Below are 19,666 nucleotides of genomic sequence, written 5' to 3' on the forward strand. Positions count from 1 at the left end.
CTGTTATTGGGTTTTAACCGACATCAGATGATCGGCCACCGCCTGATAAGCCGGCAGCGAACATGGATCGTTGGCCCCGTTGGCCGCCACCGGATGGGACGCAAAGCGCACCAGCACCATTTCCGCGGCGGGGTCGATATAAATGGTCTGACCATGTACGCCCCGGGCAGCAAAGGCACCATTATCGTTGTGGGTTATCCACCACATATTGCGATAGGACCAGTCTTTCAGCTTATCAAAACCGGCTTTGGCAAAGGCTGCCTGACTGCCCCCCCGTTCAATATCTTCAATGGCGGCAGCCGGAATAATCTGCTCTCCCTGCCAGCGCCCCTTATTGCGCACCAGCTCACCAAAGCGGGCCATATCTCGCAGGCCGGCACTCAGGCCACCGCCGGCAAAGGGCGTGCCCAGCTCATCTACCTGATAATAAGCACTTTGCTCCATACCCAGCCGTTGCCAGATACGCTGAGACAATTGTTCGGCCACCGACTGACCCGCTACCCGGGCAATTACCCAGCCGAGGGCGTCGCTGTTCACGGTTTTATAGCCAAAGGCATCACCATGCTCACCCTGCTTTTGTACGCCGGTCAGGTATTCAAAGTAGCCTACCGGGCCGGTATAGCCATCCGGCTTGGGCCAGGGGCTGCCGGCGGCAGAGTATTGCCATACTTCCGCATTGGGATCGGCATAGTCCTCGCTGTATTGCAGCCCTGTGGTCATGTCCATTAACTGGCGCACTGTGGCATCACCAAAGGCCGACTCCGTCAGCTCCGGCACATAGTCCGCCACCCGCTTGTTCTCATCCAGCTTGCCTTCCGCCACCAGAATCGCCGCCAGCAAACCGGTAAACGACTTGGTCACCGACATGGCGGCATGCTGGCCATCTTCTTTCAGGGCACCAGCGTAGCGCTCATACACCACATCACCTCTGTGCAGAATAATGAGGCCATCGGTGTAGTTATGATCAAAGGCCTCGGCAAAGGTCATGGGCTGGTCACTGCCCCAGGGCATAAAGCGCAGGGTGTCGATAACCGGATCCGGACGATAATTCAGCGCCACCGGCGCTTCCAGCCCGCGCGACACATTCACTGTGGGTGAAAACTCGCGCATGTGCGCCACACTGTAACGCAGCGCCGGAAACTCGAAAAAAGAGCCGTCGGCAGCCCGCAGCCGCTTATCCGCAGGCGGCGGAAAACCCTGCATCCAGCCCAGCTTGCCGGGGTCGCTGTCTTCTGCCGACAGCGGTGTTTCTGCCGCCACTGCGGGCAAGACCAGTGCGGCACATAAAAGCCCCGCTGAATAAATGTGTCCGGTCATTATGTCTCTCCGAAAATACAAGCTTGTTCGGGTCAGTATAGACACAGCCACCATTGAAACAGAACGCAAAGCGCTCATTTTGGGCAGGACGGAGAACGGAGGTAAATGGGCGGGAATGGGTGAAGAGCCCGGCCTTATCGCCGGCTCTTTTCATCTTGGCGGCAAGCTGTCACAATACGCTCAATCTTGAGGGAGTAATCGTTCGGCACCCAGCCGAAACGGCTGTCAACAATCTCTGAGCAACAAGCTTATGGCAGTCGTGTCCGTTTTGGATTGATGAGACTCGAGACGCAACCACTCACCGGGCGGGGAGTGTTTACGTCTCGTGTGAATCGGTCCCGCCCTGAAGAGCCCCTTTATGAATGTGTTTAGCCCGTCAGTTTTTCTGTTTACCCCTGCCGATAGGGGGAACTTGCCATGCTGATGTCTGTTGCAGCCATTGTATTAGGCCTTGCCGTGCTGGTGTGGAGTGCCGATCGTTTTGTGGACGGTGCCTCGGCCACGGCTCGTTATGCGGGTATGCCGCCGTTGCTGATTGGCATGGTGATAGTGGGTTTTGGTACCTCAGCACCGGAAATTGTGGTGTCGGTTATTTCCTCGCTGGAAGGTAATCCCGGGCTGGCACTGGGCAATGCTTATGGCTCCAATATTGCCAATATTGGTCTTATTCTGGGGATAACAGCACTGATCAGCCCTATTGCCGTGCATTCTCAGGTGCTGCGCAAGGAGCTCCCCATTTTGCTGCTGATCACCCTGCTGTCGCTCAGTTTACTGTGGAACGGTATGCTTGCGCGCACTGACGCCATGATGTTGCTGGTGGTATTTGTGCTGCTGATGGCCTGGAGTATTCGCCAGGGGCTGCAAAGCGGTAAAGACAGCCTGGCCGCAGAGCATGAAAAGGAGCTGGACGAAAATCTGATGAGCCTGAAAATGGCAATTTTCTGGCTGGTAGCCGGCCTGATACTGCTGATTGTGAGCTCCCGCTTTCTGGTATGGGGTGCAGTGAATGTGGCACAGGCCTTTGGGGTGAGTGACTTGATCATTGGCCTGACCATTGTTGCCATTGGGACGTCACTTCCCGAGCTGGCATCGTCCATTGCCGCCATTCGCAAAAATGAGCACGATCTGGCACTGGGTAACGTGATTGGCTCCAACCTGTTCAATACTCTGGCAGTCGTGGGCCTGGCTGGCGTCATTCATCCGCTGGAAGTGATGCCGGAAGTGATCACCCGTGACTTTGTGGTAATGATAGTGCTGACACTGTCGGTATTTGTGCTTGGGTTCGGTCTCAAGGGCCGGCAGGGCAGGATTAACCGGCTGGAAGGGGCCTTTTTGCTGGCCGTGTATGTGGCTTATTCCGGCTGGCTGGCCAGCAGTGTGATAAGCGCGTAAAAATAGGTAAAGCAGCCTTAACGTCATTCCGGTACTGAATCCAGTTCAGCATGACGGAGCCGGAATCCACTCTGCATGAAATTGAGTATGACGCAGAAAAACAGGCTCTATGTGATAGACTCCGGGGCAAGCCCGGAGTGACTTGACACTTATATTGCGCGCCATTCCCCACTCCCTGCTCGTCAGAGACTGGGAAAAGTAAAGTCGGAGGCCTGATGGCTGGCCCGCTCAGGCCACTTTTGGGTAATGGTTTTGCGCCGGGTATAAAAGCGCACCGCATCCGGGCCATAGGCGGCCAGGTCGCCAAACAAAGAGCGTTTCCAGCCGCCAAAGCTGTGGTAAGCAACCGGCACCGGCAGGGGCACATTAATGCCCACCATGCCCACTTCAATCTGATCCCCAAACAGCCGCGCCGCTTCACCGTTGCGCGTAAACAAACAGGTGCCGTTGCCATATTCATGGGCATTAACCAGTGCTATGGCTTCTTCCAGGCTGTTAACCCGCACCACACACAGCACAGGGCCAAAAATTTCTTCCCTGTAAATGCGCATCTCGGGGGTGACCCGGTCAAACAGACAGCCACCGATAAAATAACCATTTTCATGGCCCGCCACGGTCACACCCCGGCCGTCCACTGCCAGCTCTGCCCCAGCCTGAATGCCGTCTTCTATATAGCCGGTGATTTTATCGAGATGCTCTTTGCTTATTACCGGCCCCATATCGTGCCCCCGCTCTGTGCCCGGGCCTATATTCAGTGCTTTAATCTTGTGGCTCAGCTTTTCGGTGAGCGCATCCGCCACCGCATCGCCCACACACACGGCCACCGAAATGGCCATGCAGCGCTCACCGCAAGAGCCGTAGGCCGCCCCCATCAGGGCATTGACCGCATTATCCAAATCCGCATCCGGCAGCAGCACCGCATGATTTTTGGCCCCGCCCAGCGCCTGCACCCGCTTGCCGTTGGCGGTGCCCTTGGCATAAATATGCTCCGCCACCGGGGTGGAGCCAACAAAGCTGATGGCTTTAACATCCTTGTGCTCCAGCAGCGCATTTACCGCATCACGACCGCCCTGCACCACGTTAATCACGCCTTTGGGCAGGCCGGCCTCTTCCAGCAGCCCGGCAATCAGCAACGAAGAAGAGGGATCTTTTTCCGAGGGTTTCAGCACAAAGCAGTTACCGCAGGCAATGGCCATGGGAAACATCCACAGCGGCACCATGGCCGGAAAGTTAAACGGCGTAATGCCCGCCACCACACCCAGCGGCTGAAAATCGGACCAGGCGTCAATGTCCGGCCCAACATTACGGGTGTATTCCCCTTTTAGCAGGCCGGGCACACCACAGGCATATTCCACGTTTTCCATGCCTCGCTGCAGCTCGCCACGGGCATCTTCCAGGGTTTTGCCGTGCTCCTCGGCAATCAGCCGGCAAATATCATCCGCCCGCTCTTCCAGCAGTTGCAAATAACGAAACATGACTCTGGCACGCCTGGCCGGCGGTGTGTCACGCCAGGCCGGAAACGCCGCCTTCGCTGCTGCCACCGCCTGGCTCACCGTATTGGCATCGGCCATGGCCAGCTGTGCACACACCTCTCCCGTAGCCGGATTGAAAACCTCAAGAGTGTTATTGCCGTGATATTGTTCGCCGTTGATCAGATGAGGAATGGTGTTCATGGAAAATCCTTGTTTTGAGTTCGATTCAAATCAATACGCCCGCTACCGCATTAAACAGCTGCTCCAGCTCGTCGGGGGTGGAGATAAAGGGCGGGCCAAATTGCAGGGTGTCGCCGCCAAAGCGCACGTAATAACCCGCCTGCCACAGCTGTATTGCCAGCTCCATGGGCCGGCGCGCCGGTTCGCCCGGGTAAGGTGCCAGCTGCACCGCACCAGCCAGGCCGCAGTTACGAATATCAACCACATGAGGCAGCCCCTTGAGCCTGTGTATCTGCTCCTCAAATGTGGGCATAAGCTGTTTAACCCGGGCGGGCATGTCTTCTTCAGTCAGCACATTTAAAGAGGCCATGGCTGCGGCACAGGCCACCGGATGGCCGGAATAGGTATAACCGTGGGCAAACTCCACCATGTAGTCCGGCCCTGGCTGCTCCATAAAGGCCTGATAAATATGTTCTTTGGCAATGACGGCTCCCATGGGCACCACGCCGTTGGTTAACTGTTTGGCCAGGTTCATGATATCGGGCACCACGCCAAAGAAGTCGGCACCAAACATCTCGCCCATGCGGCCAAAACCGGTGATCACTTCATCAAATATCAGCAAAATGTCGTGTTCATCGCAGAGTGTGCGCAGCCGCTGCAAATAGCCCACCGGCGGCACTATGACTCCCGCCGAGCCCGACATAGGCTCCACGATGACGGCGGCAATGTTTGAGGCATCATTCAGTTCAATCAGTTGCAGCAGCGTATCGGCAAGCTCAGCCCCCTGCTCCGGCTGGCCACGGCTGAAGGCGTTTTCCTTCAGCAGGGTATGAGGCAGATGATCCGCATCCAGCAGCTGGCCATAATGTTTGCGGTTGGGGCCCATACCGCCCACGCTGGTGCCGCCCATATTCACGCCATGATAGCCACGGGCACGGCCAATCAGCCGGGTTTTCTCCGGCTTGCCTTTGGCCCGCCAGTAGGCGCGTGCCATTTTCAGGGCGGTGTCGGCACATTCCGAGCCGGAGTTGGTAAAAAACACGCGGTTCAAGTCTGCCGGTGCCATGGATGCCAGCTTCTCCGCCAGCTCAAAGGCCAGCAGATGCCCGGTCTGAAAACCGGGAGCATAGTCCAGGGTATGCAGCTGCTGATGAATGGCCTCAATGATTTTGGGGTGCTTGTGGCCAAGGCCGGTGCACCACAGTCCCGAGAGGCTGTCGAACAAGCGGCGGCCATCCACATCGGTAAAATAAGCACCCTCGGCCCCGGCCACCAGCCGGGGGGCTGCCTTAAAGGCCCGGTTACCAGTAAAAGGCATCCAGAATGCATCCAGGTTCAGCTGCTCACTCAGCTGCGGTTTGCTGACGATATTTGCCATGGTATTCATCACCACCTCATCTGTTCATTCTGAACTTATCTTTGCTGCCGGTATTGTTGGGATTCGCTTCGCTCATCCGCAACCTACGCCAGAGCCAGGACCGATGAAATAGGTTGGGACGAGTCCCAACCTTCCGGCCGGCTGACAACGCCGATATTGCACGAAGCAGCAGTGGGGATTGCCGAAGCCGACCATTAAATGCCATGTATGGCATTTTCGAGCGACCCATGGAGGGGCTTGAAGCGTGTCGGCGTAGTGCAACCGCACTGATGCTTCGCCCTTAGCTCCGTGCCCTTATCTTGGTTGCAGTTACACACTTGTTAAATATAAACTTTGTGAACCTCAGTTAAGGGAATGCTGAACCAATGGCAAATATAAAAACACTGGGTCAAATCAGCGATTTTGAGCTCAAACTGCTTCGGGTGTTTCGCACTGTGGCGGCCTGTGGCGGCTTTGCTGCCGCCGAGGTGGCGCTGGGCATCAGCCGGGCGGCCATCAGCATGCAAATGGCGGATCTGGAAAAGCGGCTGCAGGTAAAGCTGTGTCAACGCGGGCGCGCCGGCTTTGCCCTGACCGATGAAGGAAAACGGGTGCTGGAAGCCAGCGACCGGCTGTTTGGCGCGGTGGAGTACTTCAGGGCCGAGCTGAACGATCTGCATCGGCACTTGCGGGGCACTCTGATCATTGGCATTACCGACAACCTGGTGTCTCATCCGGGAATGAAAATTACCCATGGCCTGGCCGCCCTCAAGGCCAAAGGCCCGGAGGTGCACATTGATCTGCGTATGCAACCGTCCGACGACATAGAAATGGGCGTGCTCGACGGCCGGCTTAATGTGGGTGTGATCCCTCAGGTCAGGGAGCTGCCGGGGCTGCATTACTCCCCGCTTTATGAAGAAAGCAACTGGCTTTATTGCGCCGATTCACATCCCTTGTTCAATGCTCAAAACATCAATACCGAAGGTCATGAAGTGGTGCAGCCGCGCTTTCAGCAGGCAGCCGAGGCCGCAGCCCTCTATGCAGGGCACACCACGGGTGCCCATGCCAACGATCGGGAAGGTATTTTATTTCTGGTGCTGACCGGTTGTTATCTGGGCTATCTGCCCGAGCACTATGCCGCCCCCTGGGTGGCCGCCGGCCGGCTGAGACCCTTGCAACCGGGCTTTACCACCCGCTTTTGCGTCATTACCGCCCGCAGCCGGCGCAGCAACCTGGTAGTCGATACCTTTCTTGATACGCTGTAACGATGAACAAGGTGCCTACTGTTTCAGCAAAGCGGCCTGCGCGATGGCCCCGAAGGCGTTATTAACGAATTAAAACGGTAAGTCAGATGCTGCCGGTTTTATACCCTGAACCGGCTCAGCAACTGATCCTGGCGCTGCATTTGATCCAGCATGCCCTGACATTTTCTCAACTGCTCCAGCGCTCCGCCGGCAACGCCCTGACTGATATCCCGAATATTGGTGGTATTCTGGTTAATCTCTTCACTGGTGGCGCTTTGCTCTTCCGCTGCTGTGGCTATCTGCAGGTTCATATCATTAATACGGGCAATGGCTTCACGAATACGCACCAGAACTTCATTTGCTTCCGCTGCATCAGTGGTGGTGTCTGCAGCCAGTGCCTGACTTTGCTGCATTTTGTGCTCGGTTTGCTGTACTCCCTGCTGCAGCTGCTCGATCATCTCGCTGATTTCACGGGTAGACTGCTGAGTACGAGAAGCCAGTGAACGAACCTCATCCGCCACCACTGCAAAGCCCCTGCCCGTCTCACCTGCCCGGGCCGCCTCAATGGCCGCATTCAAGGCCAGTAAATTAGTCTGCTCGGCAATGTCGGTGATCACAGACAAAATAGACTCTATATTGCGACTAAGCTGAGCCAGCTCATTAACTGATGTCATGGTTTCATCCATATCAGCAGACAGACGTTCTATGGCCTGTGTAGAACGCGCCACCACGGCAACGCCCTGCTCGGTTTCATGACTGGCAGCGTTCGCCGCCTCAGCAGCCTGCTGTGCATGGCGGGCTACATCATTGGCTGTGGCAGCCATTTCATGCATGGCAGTGGCAAGCTGATCAAGCTCCTGCAGTTGTCGCTGTAATTCCTGTTCAGCCTGTTCCGACTGCTCCGATGTTTCATTAATGCTCGATTTAAGCGACCGGGCACTGGTCATGACATTTCCAATAAGCTGCTGTAAATGAGCAAGAAACCCATTGAACTCGCCGGCAACCAGCGCAAATTCATCTTTTCTGGTAACAGGCAGACGCTTGGTCAGATCACCTTCACCACTGTTAATATCGGTAAGAGAACGATACAGACCTCCCAGCGGCTTCAGCTGACGGGTCATCAGCAGCACCAGTATTGCCAGACTTACCGTCACTCCAAAACCGGCAATTGTCATTGACTGCCACTGCAGTCTGTCAGCCCGGGCCATCACAATATTTTCATTCAGTGCTACACCAATGTACCAGTCTGCCCCCTGCAGATCGTGGAGGGGCGTAAACGCCACCCAGTGGGGCTGCCCATCAAGCTCAAAGGTATGCAGCTCATTGCTCAGCGCCGGCATTTCACCATTAAACAATTCACTTAATTGACGGCCGTTGAGAGCACTGTCCGGGTGAGAAATAATATTACCGTTACCGGCCACCAGAAAAGCATGACCAGCCCCGTTAAAATCAATCACATTGACAGACTCAGACACGCTTTTCAGACTGAGATCACCGCCAAAAGCGCCCAGAAAGGTGCCGTTATCAGTGAGTTTGGCTACTGCAGAAATCAGAATTTCACCGGTGCTGGCATCGGCATAGGGCTCGGTTAATATGGCGCTGTCAGCTTGCCGTGCCAGCTGATACCAGCCCCGCTGACGGGCATCCCAGCCCGGAGGGTTCCAGCTGGGTGTATTACTGATGGCTCGTCCGTATTCGCTCCCCAGACCACCAAATACAAGCATGAATTCTTCGGCCAGCAACGGCAGATCAAATGTCTGCTGTACCTGCTCACGGCTGAAATCACTGCTTATTTGCTGAGCAGCCATATCGATAAGAGCAAGCTTGCCATTAAGCCAGCTTTCAATCTGACGAGCCAGGGTGGCACTGGTTTCATGAACAGACGCCGCAGTCTGCTCTCGCAGGCTTTCCCGTACCTGCGAAAGCTGCAACCAGGACAGCAAACCAACGGTGAGCAACAATACGGCAGCAGCAGTCAGCCCCACCTTATGCGTCAGTTTCATCAAACATTCCTTGTCATATACTGATGATATGGTACTTAAGTCGTATTGAACTGCCGAAAAGAATCAAAAGCAACCGCTTGCTGTCACATTTCTGCACACTCCTGTTACAACTGCGCCTCCAGCTCTTTAATCCGTGCCTTTAATCTTTCCACCTCAGCTTCCAGCTCTTGAATACGGGCTGCGCTGTTTTCGACAGCCGATACTGCAGCAGCCGGTGCGCCGGCATCAGCCACAGGAACATCGCCAAACAAATGAGCATAGCGGGCTTCCCGCTTGCCGGGCAGGCGCGCCAGTTTTACGACATAAGGGCCTTTTTCCATCAGGCTGTGCAGGCAGGCATCCACTTCACTGACGTCACCAAACTGATGCAGCCGGGCACAGCGGCTGCGCAGCTCTCCCGGAGTTTGCGGGCCACGCAGCAGCAGCTCGCAGATGATGGCCAGCTCACCGTCATTGAAGTGCAGCTCGCCAAACTCGGTATTGCAAAAACGGTGCTGATACTTTGCCGCCCGGGCATTAAAGCCCGCCACATTGTTCACCAGCCGCCGTGCAACCAGGTTATTCAGTACCGACTGCACCTCGCCTTCACTCAGGCTCATCACAGGATCTCGGTTGCTTTTCTGGTTGCAGGCGTTAATCAGAGAGTTCAGCGTCAGCGGATATACATCGGGCGTAGATACCTGCTTTTCAATCAGGCAGCCAACAACACGTTGCTCCAGGGCAGAGAGTTTTTCCATAACCGGGCTCCTTGTGTTTGTCTGCTGTCCAAATTACCTGACTATTAAAAAAACACCAATGTTTTCCGCCACTAAGCTGCAACCAGTGGTGGCTCCAGCGGTGGCAGGCCGTGGGCAGCTCTGGCCCGGTTGCAGGCACCTTCGGCATCAAAGGCCTCAAAGTCCCGGCAGGGCCCGGGCCGGTTTTCATAAATACTACAGGACACACAGCCTCCCACTTCGCCTTGCAGCGCCACACAACGCGGTGAAGGCTGATTGGTGCCTTTCATGGCCAGACGCGCAAACGATACCGGCTCGGTCAGTGCTTCGGGCACGGCAAAGTCGCTGTGCACTTCGCCCCAATAAAATGACACGCGAAAAAACGCACAACAGGCACCACAATTCAAGCAAGGATTGCCACCACTCATCAACGCCTTACCTCCCGGCAAAACAACACAGTGACGAAAACAAAAAAATTGAGCACAACAAAAAGAAGCCAGCGAACAGAGCGAACGCTCAACGCAGCGGCAATATAAATAAATCGAAAATCAGTGCCAGGCAAGACATTGCGTGCGCCAACAGGCTTTTTATTCCGGCTGTTTCCGGCATACTTTACGCAGTTGTTACAAAAAGGAGGCATTCATGCTGATGCAACCCGAAAAGGCCGCTTTGCTGGTCGTTGATATTCAGGAAAAACTGGTCCCTGCCATTCATCAGGGTGACCAGCTGGCCGCCCGTGCCAGCTGGCTGATACAGGCCTGTCAAATACTGAATATTCCCACCCTGTTCACCGAACAATACCCCCGTGGCCTGGGCCATACTCTGCCCACGCTCACCAGTCTGGTCGAGCGCCCGGCGGTTTCCACCAAAGTGCATTTTTCTGCGGTGGCCGGCGGCTGTCTGCCCAGAGAATGGCAAAGCCGCAGTCAGATCATTGTGTGCGGCATGGAAACCCATGTGTGCGTGCTGCAAACCGTGCTCGATCTGCTGCAAAACGGCAAAAATGTCTTTGTAGTAGCCGATGTGGTAGGCAGCCGTACTGAAGAAAATCGTCAGCTGGGTCTGGAGCGTATGCGCAACGCCGGTGCCCAGATTGTCAGCCGTGAAATGGTGGTGTTCGAACTGATGCAACAAGCCGGCACCGACACATTTAAAACCATCAGCAAACAGTTTTTGGTCGGCGACCAGCCCTGACCCCTTCGGGGAGCCATAAGCTGTCAGCTGTAAGTGGCAAAAATTGCAGGTTCTGAGCTGTACCTGTAAACAGTGTATGGCTGCTGGATGGCTCCGGCCCGGAGGCCGGAGCACATGGGAAGGCCGTAGCAACATTCCGCAGCCGGCTTCATGTTGAAATTCGCTGCGCTCATTGCCAACCTTCCCCAATATTACTTCTTGTCCCAGATCCCTTCTTCCAGCTGGCTTTTCAGCTCGGGATATTTGGTCACATCAAAGGTGGGCAGCCGGCCCAGCTTGCGCTGGTTGTTATAATCTTTGGCAAGTTTCACTACCACACCCGACAGCAGCAAGATAGCCACCAGGTTAATCAGTGCCATCATGCCCATGGAGGTATCGGCCATGGCCCAGATAATAGGCAGCTCACCCACAGAGCCAAACATCACCATGCCCAGCACAAACAGCCGGAACACCAGCAGGCCGCCTTCGTGGTTGTGCTCCAGAAACACCAGGTTGTTCTCGGCGTAGGCATAGTTGGCCACTATGCTGGTAAAGGCAAAAAACAAAATGGCAATGGCAATAAAGATATTGCCCCACTCACCCACCTCGCTCGACAGCGCTTTCTGTGTCAGCTCAATGCCGGTCACACCAGAGCCTGGTTCAAACTGACCCGACAGCAGAATAATAGACGCGGTACAGGTACAGATCACAAGAGTATCAGCAAACACACCCAGCATTTGCACATAGCCCTGAGACGCCGGATGGGGCGGATAAGGGGTAGCCGAGGCTGCCGCGTTGGGTGCCGAGCCCATGCCTGCCTCGTTAGAGAACAGACCGCGCTTAATGCCATTAATCAGCGCCTGAGAAATGGCATAACCCATGGCACCACCACCGGCCTGCTCCAGACCAAAAGCTGATTTCACTATTAACGACAGCACACCGGGCAGCTCAGTGATGTTCATGGCCACCACCACCAGCGCAATCAGCAAATATGCCAGCGCCATCACCGGCACCACCAGTTCTGCAAAGCGCGCTATGGTGCGCAAGCCACCAAAAATAATCAGCCCTGCCAGCACCACCAGCACCATACCGGAAGCCCATTCGGGCACATTAAAGGCCACCTGCATGGCAGCACTGATAGAATTGGCCTGCACCGCGTTGAATACCAGACCAAACGCAATAATCAGAAAAATGGCAAACAGCACCCCCATCCAGCGCATGCCCAGGCCGCGCTCCATGTAATAGGCCGGCCCGCCACGATAGTTGCCCTCATCGTCTTTTACCTTGTAAAGCTGGGCCAGCGCGCTTTCGGCAAACGCAGTAGCCATACCAATCAGAGCAATCAGCCACATCCAGAAAATAGCGCCCGGTCCGCCCAGATAGAGCGCCACCGCTACCCCGGCCAGATTGCCGGTGCCCACCCGGGCCGCCAGACTGGTGCATAACGCCTGAAACGATGAAATGCCCGCCGCATCAGCTTTACGGCTGTTTTTCAGCACTGAAAACATATGGCCAAAATGGCGGAATTGAATAAAACCTAATCGAAAGGTAAAAAATACGCCCACACCCAGCAGCAGGTAGATCAGTACGGATCCCCACAGCAGATTGTTGATAAAGGCAATAACAGAATCCATGAACACCTCTGCGTTAGTCCTGTATGAAGCGGGGCAATGTACCACAAGCGCCCGCATGGCGATAAATGACTTTTGTGCCGGATAAAATTAGAATATAGCGCTAACACACACCCACAGGACCCGTTCATGGCCAATTCACTTACTCAACTGCGCAAGCTCACTACAGTGGTAGCCGACACCGGCGACATTGAAGCCATTCGCAAATATCAGCCCGAAGACGCCACCACCAACCCCTCACTCATTCTGAAAGCGGCACAAATTACGGAATATCGCCCGCTGCTGGAAGACGCCGTTAGCTGGGCCAAAGCACAAAGCCAGAATGCAGAGCAGCAGCTGATCGACGCTTCCGACAAGCTGGCCGTGAACATTGGCTGTGAAATCCTGAAAATTATTCCCGGACGCATCTCTACCGAGGTAGATGCTCGTTTATCGTTTGACACTGAAGCCAGCATTGCCAAGGCCCGCCGCCTTGTCGCCCTGTATGCCGATGCCGGTGTGTCCAAAGAGCGTATTCTGATCAAACTGGCGTCGACCTGGGAAGGCATTCGTGCTGCTGAAGTGCTTGAAAAAGAAGGTATTAACTGTAACCTGACGCTGCTGTTCAGCTTTGCTCAGGCCCGTGCCTGTGCCGAAGCCGGCGCGTACCTGATCTCTCCTTTTGTGGGTCGTATTCTCGACTGGTATAAAAACAACACCGACAAGAAAGACTACACTGCAGAGGAAGATCCCGGCGTACAGTCTGTTACCCGCATTTATAACTACTACAAAACCCACGGCTATAGCACAGTCGTCATGGGAGCCAGCTTCCGTAATACCGGCGAAATCATTGAGCTGGCCGGCTGCGATCGCCTCACCATTGGCCCTGACCTGCTGGAAGAGCTGAACAATGCCAGCGTAACAGTGACAGCCAAGCTGAAAGACACCGGAGCTAATAAAGACCGCCCCGCTCCCATGACCGAAGCCGAGTTCCGCTGGGAGCAAAACCAGGACGCCATGGCTACCGAGAAGCTGGCCGAAGGCATTCGTAACTTCGCGGTAGATCAGGACAAGCTGGAAGACATGCTGAAGGCGATGATCTGACCTCCGTCCACGATTTAACAGAATAAAAAAGGCGTCTTGCGACGCCTTGATTATTTTGTGCTCTTAAAGCTCCAGCTCTTCGGGCAGCGCCTCAAGTTCGAGGGTGCAATCCAGATCCTGAAGCTCTTCCTGCAAACGCTTTTTATCCATAATGGCTTCAATTTCCCGCCACTTGCGCTTTTTTGCCGGTTCCCGTGGTGTACGGGGTGCCCGTTCAACTACAAAGTCCTGATCGAAGCTTGACCTCTCCATGTGAGCTCCCTCCTGTTGGTTATCAGTTGCAGTCGGCTATTGATATATCACAAGAGGTTATAAAGTAGAACTTTGTTATTGCAAAATTATTAAGCTGCAACGCAAAAAAGAAAAAACACCTGCATATATTAATCAAGTTGCCAGTTAACAGGCGTTTTGCCGTCGTTTTGCAGCAACTGGTTGGCTTGCGAAAAATGCCGGCAGCCAAAAAAACCACGGTAGGCAGACAAGGGGCTGGGATGCGGGCCGCTTAATACATGATGACGCTCCCGGTTAATATGCCGGCCCTTTTTCTGGGCATGACTGCCCCACAGCAAAAACACCACTCCCTCACAATGCTCATTGACTGCCTGAATCACTTTGTCAGTAAAGATCTCCCAGCCAAAACCAGCATGAGAATGTGCCTTGCCCTGCTCTACGGTCAATACCGTATTCAGCATTAGCACCCCCTGCTGCGCCCACGGCTCAAGAAAACCATGATCGGGCGCGACAAAGCCGGGAATATCCGTTTCCAGCTCTTTATACATATTGCGCAAAGAAGGCGGTACCTTAACACCGGGGCGCACCGAAAAACACAAACCATGAGCCTGGCCCGGCCCGTGGTAGGGATCCTGCCCCAGCATCACTACTTTCACATGCTCCAGCGGTGTCAGCTCAAGCGCCCGGAACATATCCTTTCTGGGCGGAAACACCTGCTTACCGGCAGCCCGGGCCGCATCTACTGCATTTATGGCCTCAATAAAATAAGGCTGTTGCTTTTCCGGGCCAAGCACATCATGCCAGGAAACAGCCATCACTGACCTCCCCGCGGACGAATAAGCCCTTCCTGCATGGCCGTGGCCACCAGACGACCATCGCGGCTGTAAAAGTGCCCCTGTACCAGGCCTCGACCGGCAATGCTGCGCGGGCTTTCCATGACATACAAGATCCAGTCATCAAACCGAAAGTTGTCATGAAACCACATGGAATGGTCAATGGTGGCCACCTGCAGCTGCGGCTCCCAGAACGAATGACCATGGGGCATCAGTGCCGTGGGCAAAAAGTTAAAATCAGCGGCATAGGTCAGCAGATATTTATGAATGCGGGGATCGCCGGGTAACTCGCCATTGGCCTTCAGCCAGATATAGCGCAGCGGCTCGGCTTTTTCCGGCTTCATCGGATCCACATAGTTCACCTGACGCATATCGATAGGGTTTTCTGCCAGCAGCTTTTTACGCAGCTTGGCCGGCACCTTGTCGGCCAGCGCCGCCAGCCGTTCGCTTTCAGGGGTTAACTCTTCCGGCCCCGGCACCTCAGGCATAAGCGACTGATGCTCAAACCCGGCTGCCGGCTGCTGAAACGAGGCCGTCATATAAAAAATAGGCTTACCATATTGCAGCGCCTGCACCCGGCGGGTGGAGGTAGTTTTGCCATCACGGATGTTTTCTACATCGTAGATAATGGGCTTGTTAACATCGCCCGGGCGTAAAAAATAAGAGTGGAAAGAGTGCACCGGTCGCTCCGGCTGCAGCGTATATTTAGCCGCTGCCAGCGCCTGCCCCATGACCTGGCCGCCAAACACGGCACCAAAGCCAAGATCTGTGCTCTGGCCGCGGTAAAGGCCATCATCCAGCGGCTCCAGGGCCAGCAAGGTTAATAAATCATCCAGTGCTTTGCTCATATTGTTATCCCGTTGAATATAACCCCGTCACTTCGGCGCAGGCCGGCGTTTGTTCTGTCAGCAACGCAAATGTTGGAAGTCGCTTCGCTCATTCGCAAAATCTTACCATTAAAAAAGGGGCTTTCGCCCCTTTATGATAACCGGATATGCCGGCAATTAATGCAGAATACGGGCACGAATGGTGCCATCAATGGCCTTCAGCTTGGCCAGAGCCTGCTCGCTTTGGGCGGTTTCCACATCAATCACCACATAACCAATTTTCGGCGACGTTTGCAGATATTGTGCGGCAATATTGATGTCATCACCCGCAAAGGCCTGCGCAATCTGGCTCAGAATGCCCGGCTTGTTATGGTGAATGTGCAGCAAACGGCTGGTTCCGGCATGGCTGGGCAAAGACACTTCAGGGAAGTTCACAGCAGACAGCGTAGAGCCGTTATCGGAATATTTAATCAGCTTGCCGGCTACTTCATAACCAATGTTTTCCTGCGCTTCCTGAGTAGAGCCGCCAATATGCGGCGTCAGGATCACGTTATCAAACTCTCGTAGCGGAGACACAAACTCTTCGTCATTAGACTTGGGTTCAACCGGGAATACATCAATGGCGGCACCGGCAATGTGCCCGGAAGCCAGCGCAGAAGCCAGCGCATCAATGTCGACCACTGTGCCTCGTGAGGCATTAATCAGAATGGTTCCCGGTTTCATCATCGCAATTTCTTCAGCACCAAGCATGTTCTTGGTTTGCGCGGTTTCCGGCACATGCAAGGACACCACATCCGCCATGCCAAGCAGCTCTTTCAGGCTGCCAACCTGAATGGCATTACCCAGCGACAGCTTGTTTTCAATGTCGTAGTAATACACCTGCATGCCGATGCCTTCAGCAATAATGCCAAGCTGAGTCCCAATGTGGCCATAACCGATAATGCCCAGCTTTTTGCCACGCGCCTCAAAAGAGCCGGTCGCGGTTTTTTGCCACTCACCACGATGGGCCTTGGCGTTGCGCTCCGGAATACCCCGCAGCAGCAACAACAGCTCGCCCAGCACCAGTTCAGCCACACTGCGGGTGTTGGAGAAAGGCGCATTAAACACGGGAATGCCGCGCACCTGGGCCGCATCCAGGTTAACCTGGTTAGTGCCAATGCAAAAACACCCAATGGCAACCAGCTTCTCAGCGGCATCCAGCACAGACTCAGTCAGTTGAGTGCGGGAGCGCAGGCCCACAAAATGCGCATCCTTAATGCGCTCTTTCAGCTCATCTTCGGCCAGAGACGTTTTCAGATAATCAATATTGTTGTAGCCAGCGGCTTTAAAAGAATCCACCGTGCCCTGGTGCACACCTTCGAGCAACAAAATTTTGATTTTATCTTTATCTAGAGAATAGTTGGCCATTACTGGGTCCTTTATGACTACTGCGTTAGGGTTTTTCATAAAGTACCAAAAACATCGACCTTAGGGAATTTTTGCCATCAAAGTCACGTTTTTTTAACTTATAAATTTTTTTTTAAGAATTACTTAAGGGTATAAACCACCTGAACTCTGTCGGTAAACTCTATCTCGTTTTGCTGATAGCTCTCGACAGGCGCATCTGCGGCCATCATTTTAGCCATGCCCAGAGGACGCGGATGCACAGGCGACGACTCGGTGTATTCAATGGCATAAATATCGCCCAGGCTCTCATCAAAGCCGGTGGCAAGCTCGGTGGCAAGCTCGGTAGCACGCTTGATGGCTGCTTGCCGGGCTTTTTGCTGATAGCCGTCAGCTTCACGCACACCATAAGCAATATTTTGAACATTTTGTATGCCCTGCTTCAGTACAGTATCAATTACCTGACTGAGGGTATCCAGCTGATACAACCTTACCGTGACATGGCGCTCAGCAACGTAACCGTTCAGCTCACGTTTGCCGTTTTCAGGATAGTGATAATCGGGCCGGGTAAGCAGATTGCCGCTGTCAATATCGGCTTTTTTGATACCCAGACCGTTCAGACCACTAAACAAGGCAGCCACACGAGTGTCTGCTTCGGTTTTGGCCTCACTGCTGTCGTCCTTTAATGCGGTTACTTTAAACGTCAGGGTGGACATGTCCGGTACCACACTGATGCTGGCCTGACCTTCCGTAACCAAATGCGGCGCATCGGGCACAGCAATGGCAAAACTGGCTGAGCTGAATAACAAAGGCAAGCTATAGAAGGCAGGACGTACAAATTTACGCATAATCACTCTCCGCAGATGGTTACTCGTAGCCACTATACACCGAGAGCCAATTGATCACATCGTCAAGCAACTCTGCATCTGGCATGCCTGTGTCAGGGATGGTCGCACCATCCAGATGGCCGGCAAGTTCGCTGCCAAGCAAAATATCATCCAGGCTAACCGGTAAAGGAGCCTCCGGATCAGATAATAAAGCGGCCAGCGCCGCTCCGCTGTCGTCTACCAGCGTCACGGCATCAGCCATATTATCTCCTTGCAGCCACCAGCTTTGTTGCTCGAAGTTAATACTGAACTCACCGGAAACGTCGCCATCCTCGTTGTAAAGCTCCACCTGTTCCAGTGCCGGCCCAGCCAAAGACCACGGCAACCCTACACCGTCATCCACCAGAATATCTTCACCATTCCAGTGATAACGCACTCCCTGCAGCATTACCGTGGTTACTTTGGACATGGTTGTCTCCCGTCAGGTTTTATCAACCTGCAGCGTATTATCATCTACCATCGACGTAATCAGCTCAGCACTGGTCATGGAGCCCATCAGATCTACGCTTTCAAAACGTATCTCCTGCGTATCACTGCTACCTGCGCCCAACGGCGTGACGGTGAGTACAGTGTCACTACCTTCTTTGCTGAACTCAAGATAACTTGTTAAAGTATCTTCACTCTCTCCTGTAAGGAGTGCTTTTAAATCCACCACATCCTCATCTTGATTGTAATTAATAATTTCATTAGTAGAACCAATAGACACTTGGGAAAACACAAAGGTATCCACAATATCCGTGCCGTTAAGGATATTATCACCAAAACCTACATCCACAATGTTATTACTGGAAGAATCGAAGCTAAAGTAACTTGCCTGACTTGTTACAGCATCCTGATCTTCCACTGTAATGCTTAACGTGGCATTTGCTCTATCTCCATCTGCATCCTCTATGGTATAAATAAAAATCTCAGTTATATCATCATCAACATCTGCCGGCCCTTTGTAAGTAAAGTTACCATCAACATCAATACTGAACTCCCCTCCTTTTTCTGTGGTTATAGTCCGTGTACTTGATGAAGTTCCACCTACTTCATAAAAAATTCCATCATGCTCTATTCCCACCAGCTTTTCTAGAGCAGGACCATCAGCACCAAAAAAATCATCATTAACATCCTGGCTCTGCGAGCCTTTTATCAGTACATTCCCAGCGTAAAGGCTTGGTACTGTATCCTGGAATATGGCATCAAGCTCATTGGCGTCATCAATCAACACCGGATCATCACCACTATTTTCTACACGATCAAGCTCGTTAACTGCACTTACATTTGAGCTGCTAATCCCAACACCAACAACATATACATCAATATTATTGTTATCCACATAGTCCTGCCAACTATCCGGAGCATTATTTGACGAAGGGACAGGCTGCCCGTCAGAAATGAAATAGACCTTATCAACATAACCACTTGGAGCTCTCCCGAGAACTGTCTCAGCATTATTTAATGCAGCCCTATAGTTAGTTGTCCCACCTGCAACCAAAGAATTAATACTCCCTTCAGCCTGAGAGAGAGTAAGTCCTTCACCAACAATTTGCGAACTACTATTAAAGCTAATGACATTCACTTTTACATCAGATGAAATATCATCAAAACTATTAAGCAGGTTAATATATGCAGCTTTCGCTAAAGCCAGTTTACTTCCTGCCATACTGCCAGAAATGTCAATAACCAGGGTAAGGTTATATTTTGGCAGTCCTTCTTCTGTAATGGTGACATTATCATCCTCCGCCACCGGCTCGTCATCCACAATGGTGATCACCACGGTGTTGCTCACGGTATTGCCGACGCTGTCGGTCGCGGTGTAGCTGAAGCTGTCGGTCTCGGCCACGCCATCCACGTCCGTGGTGGCACTGGTCAGGGTGTAATTGAAGGTGCCGTCGGGGCTCACCGACCAGCTGCCCAGGCTGGTGCTGCCGCTTTGCGCGCCGTCCACACTC

The 19,666-nt window shown here is 53.6% G+C and carries 18 protein-coding genes; 4 read left to right on the forward strand and 14 right to left on the reverse strand.

The window, feature by feature from the left end; all coding sequences use genetic code 11:
- Positions 1-3: 3 nt before the first annotated feature.
- A complete protein-coding gene (locus tag R0I78_RS06865) occupies positions 4-1,317 on the reverse strand; it encodes a serine hydrolase (protein WP_317074795.1) in 1,314 nt (437 codons plus the stop codon).
- 417 nt (positions 1,318-1,734) lie between these two features.
- On the opposite strand from R0I78_RS06865, the gene R0I78_RS06870 reads away from it, so the two are divergent.
- Positions 1,735-2,709, forward strand: a complete 975-nt coding sequence (locus R0I78_RS06870) for a calcium/sodium antiporter (protein WP_019934162.1) — start codon at positions 1,735-1,737, stop codon at positions 2,707-2,709.
- Between the two features lie 182 nt (positions 2,710-2,891).
- Here R0I78_RS06870 and R0I78_RS06875 read toward each other — a convergent pair whose 3' ends face one another.
- Together R0I78_RS06875 and R0I78_RS06880 are read right to left on the reverse strand one after the other, a co-directional pair.
- Positions 2,892-4,382 carry a CoA-acylating methylmalonate-semialdehyde dehydrogenase gene (locus R0I78_RS06875; RefSeq protein WP_317074796.1) on the reverse strand — a complete coding sequence of 497 codons (1,491 nt, stop codon included), beginning with the start codon at positions 4,380-4,382 and terminating at the stop codon, positions 2,892-2,894.
- Positions 4,383-4,407: 25 nt separating this feature from the next.
- Positions 4,408-5,748 carry an aspartate aminotransferase family protein gene (locus tag R0I78_RS06880; RefSeq protein ID WP_317074797.1) on the reverse strand — a complete coding sequence of 447 codons (1,341 nt, stop codon included), beginning with the start codon at positions 5,746-5,748 and terminating at the stop codon, positions 4,408-4,410.
- 356 nt (positions 5,749-6,104) lie between these two features.
- Here R0I78_RS06880 and R0I78_RS06885 point away from each other — a divergent pair, with 356 nt between their 5' ends.
- Complete coding sequence (locus tag R0I78_RS06885) at positions 6,105-6,983, forward strand: LysR family transcriptional regulator (protein ID WP_317074798.1); 879 nt, start codon at positions 6,105-6,107, stop codon at positions 6,981-6,983.
- A gap of 98 nt (positions 6,984-7,081) precedes the next feature.
- Here the strand turns inward: R0I78_RS06885 and R0I78_RS06890 are convergent, their stop codons facing one another.
- From R0I78_RS06890 to R0I78_RS06900, 3 genes are all read right to left on the reverse strand, one after another.
- Positions 7,082-8,965 (reverse strand): methyl-accepting chemotaxis protein, encoded by a 1,884-nt coding sequence (locus tag R0I78_RS06890; RefSeq protein ID WP_317074799.1) that lies wholly within the window; start codon positions 8,963-8,965, stop codon positions 7,082-7,084.
- Between the two features lie 104 nt (positions 8,966-9,069).
- Positions 9,070-9,702: a YceH family protein gene (locus R0I78_RS06895; RefSeq protein WP_317074800.1), complete on the reverse strand. Its 633-nt coding sequence runs from the start codon at positions 9,700-9,702 to the stop codon at positions 9,070-9,072.
- A gap of 71 nt (positions 9,703-9,773) precedes the next feature.
- Positions 9,774-10,109, reverse strand: coding sequence for a YkgJ family cysteine cluster protein (locus R0I78_RS06900; protein ID WP_019934168.1), 336 nt, complete (start codon positions 10,107-10,109; stop codon positions 9,774-9,776).
- A gap of 214 nt (positions 10,110-10,323) precedes the next feature.
- Here R0I78_RS06900 and R0I78_RS06905 point away from each other — a divergent pair, with 214 nt between their 5' ends.
- Complete coding sequence (locus R0I78_RS06905) at positions 10,324-10,875, forward strand: hydrolase (protein ID WP_019934169.1); 552 nt, start codon at positions 10,324-10,326, stop codon at positions 10,873-10,875.
- Between the two features lie 191 nt (positions 10,876-11,066).
- Here R0I78_RS06905 and R0I78_RS06910 read toward each other — a convergent pair whose 3' ends face one another.
- A complete protein-coding gene (locus R0I78_RS06910) occupies positions 11,067-12,488 on the reverse strand; it encodes a sodium:alanine symporter family protein (protein ID WP_317074801.1) in 1,422 nt (473 codons plus the stop codon).
- Between the two features lie 126 nt (positions 12,489-12,614).
- Between R0I78_RS06910 and tal the strand changes: the two genes are divergently transcribed.
- Positions 12,615-13,568 carry a transaldolase gene (gene tal / locus R0I78_RS06915; protein ID WP_317074802.1) on the forward strand — a complete coding sequence of 318 codons (954 nt, stop codon included), beginning with the start codon at positions 12,615-12,617 and terminating at the stop codon, positions 13,566-13,568.
- A gap of 63 nt (positions 13,569-13,631) precedes the next feature.
- On the opposite strand, the gene R0I78_RS06920 is transcribed toward tal, so the two are convergent.
- The 7 genes from R0I78_RS06920 to R0I78_RS06950 all read right to left on the reverse strand — a co-directional run.
- Positions 13,632-13,820 carry a DUF3545 family protein gene (locus R0I78_RS06920; protein ID WP_019934172.1) on the reverse strand — a complete coding sequence of 63 codons (189 nt, stop codon included), beginning with the start codon at positions 13,818-13,820 and terminating at the stop codon, positions 13,632-13,634.
- Positions 13,821-13,948: 128 nt separating this feature from the next.
- A complete protein-coding gene (gene ung / locus R0I78_RS06925; protein WP_019934173.1) occupies positions 13,949-14,614 on the reverse strand; it encodes a uracil-DNA glycosylase in 666 nt (221 codons plus the stop codon).
- A complete protein-coding gene (gene tesB, locus R0I78_RS06930) occupies positions 14,614-15,480 on the reverse strand; it encodes an acyl-CoA thioesterase II (protein WP_317074803.1) in 867 nt (288 codons plus the stop codon). Before tesB ends, ung begins: the two co-directional genes overlap by 1 nt.
- Positions 15,481-15,636: 156 nt before the next feature.
- Entirely contained in the window at positions 15,637-16,866 is a 1,230-nt protein-coding gene (serA, locus tag R0I78_RS06935; RefSeq protein WP_019934175.1) for a phosphoglycerate dehydrogenase, read from the reverse strand.
- 119 nt (positions 16,867-16,985) lie between these two features.
- Complete coding sequence (locus R0I78_RS06940) at positions 16,986-17,690, reverse strand: SIMPL domain-containing protein (protein WP_317074804.1); 705 nt, start codon at positions 17,688-17,690, stop codon at positions 16,986-16,988.
- Positions 17,691-17,709: 19 nt separating this feature from the next.
- Complete coding sequence (locus R0I78_RS06945) at positions 17,710-18,138, reverse strand: hypothetical protein (RefSeq protein WP_317074805.1); 429 nt, start codon at positions 18,136-18,138, stop codon at positions 17,710-17,712.
- Between the two features lie 12 nt (positions 18,139-18,150).
- Positions 18,151-19,666, reverse strand: a 1,516-nt coding sequence (locus R0I78_RS06950; protein ID WP_317074806.1) for a VWA domain-containing protein, incomplete at its 5' end; no start/stop codon positions are given.

The sequence above is a fragment of the Oceanimonas sp. CAM02 genome, from assembly GCF_032842915.1.
GTDB lineage: Bacteria > Pseudomonadota > Gammaproteobacteria > Enterobacterales > Aeromonadaceae > Oceanimonas > Oceanimonas smirnovii.

Excerpts from the sequence above, each read along its gene's own strand:
- R0I78_RS06885 (WP_317074798.1), top strand. The coding sequence starts at position 6,105 with ATGGCAAATATAAAAACACTGGGTCAAATCAGCGATTTTGAGCTCAAA.
- serA (WP_019934175.1), bottom strand. The coding sequence starts at position 16,866 with ATGGCCAACTATTCTCTAGATAAAGATAAAATCAAAATTTTGTTGCTC.
- R0I78_RS06865 (WP_317074795.1), bottom strand. The coding sequence starts at position 1,317 with ATGACCGGACACATTTATTCAGCGGGGCTTTTATGTGCCGCACTGGTC.
- R0I78_RS06890 (WP_317074799.1), bottom strand. The coding sequence starts at position 8,965 with ATGAAACTGACGCATAAGGTGGGGCTGACTGCTGCTGCCGTATTGTTG.
- R0I78_RS06920 (WP_019934172.1), bottom strand. The coding sequence starts at position 13,820 with ATGGAGAGGTCAAGCTTCGATCAGGACTTTGTAGTTGAACGGGCACCC.
- R0I78_RS06900 (WP_019934168.1), bottom strand. The coding sequence starts at position 10,109 with ATGAGTGGTGGCAATCCTTGCTTGAATTGTGGTGCCTGTTGTGCGTTT.
- R0I78_RS06905 (WP_019934169.1), top strand. The coding sequence starts at position 10,324 with ATGCTGATGCAACCCGAAAAGGCCGCTTTGCTGGTCGTTGATATTCAG.
- R0I78_RS06945 (WP_317074805.1), bottom strand. The coding sequence starts at position 18,138 with ATGTCCAAAGTAACCACGGTAATGCTGCAGGGAGTGCGTTATCACTGG.
- R0I78_RS06940 (WP_317074804.1), bottom strand. The coding sequence starts at position 17,690 with ATGCGTAAATTTGTACGTCCTGCCTTCTATAGCTTGCCTTTGTTATTC.
- R0I78_RS06880 (WP_317074797.1), bottom strand. The coding sequence starts at position 5,748 with ATGAATACCATGGCAAATATCGTCAGCAAACCGCAGCTGAGTGAGCAG.
- R0I78_RS06870 (WP_019934162.1), top strand. The coding sequence starts at position 1,735 with ATGCTGATGTCTGTTGCAGCCATTGTATTAGGCCTTGCCGTGCTGGTG.
- ung (WP_019934173.1), bottom strand. The coding sequence starts at position 14,614 with ATGGCTGTTTCCTGGCATGATGTGCTTGGCCCGGAAAAGCAACAGCCT.
- R0I78_RS06910 (WP_317074801.1), bottom strand. The coding sequence starts at position 12,488 with ATGGATTCTGTTATTGCCTTTATCAACAATCTGCTGTGGGGATCCGTA.
- tesB (WP_317074803.1), bottom strand. The coding sequence starts at position 15,480 with ATGAGCAAAGCACTGGATGATTTATTAACCTTGCTGGCCCTGGAGCCG.
- R0I78_RS06895 (WP_317074800.1), bottom strand. The coding sequence starts at position 9,702 with ATGGAAAAACTCTCTGCCCTGGAGCAACGTGTTGTTGGCTGCCTGATT.
- R0I78_RS06875 (WP_317074796.1), bottom strand. The coding sequence starts at position 4,382 with ATGAACACCATTCCTCATCTGATCAACGGCGAACAATATCACGGCAAT.
- tal (WP_317074802.1), top strand. The coding sequence starts at position 12,615 with ATGGCCAATTCACTTACTCAACTGCGCAAGCTCACTACAGTGGTAGCC.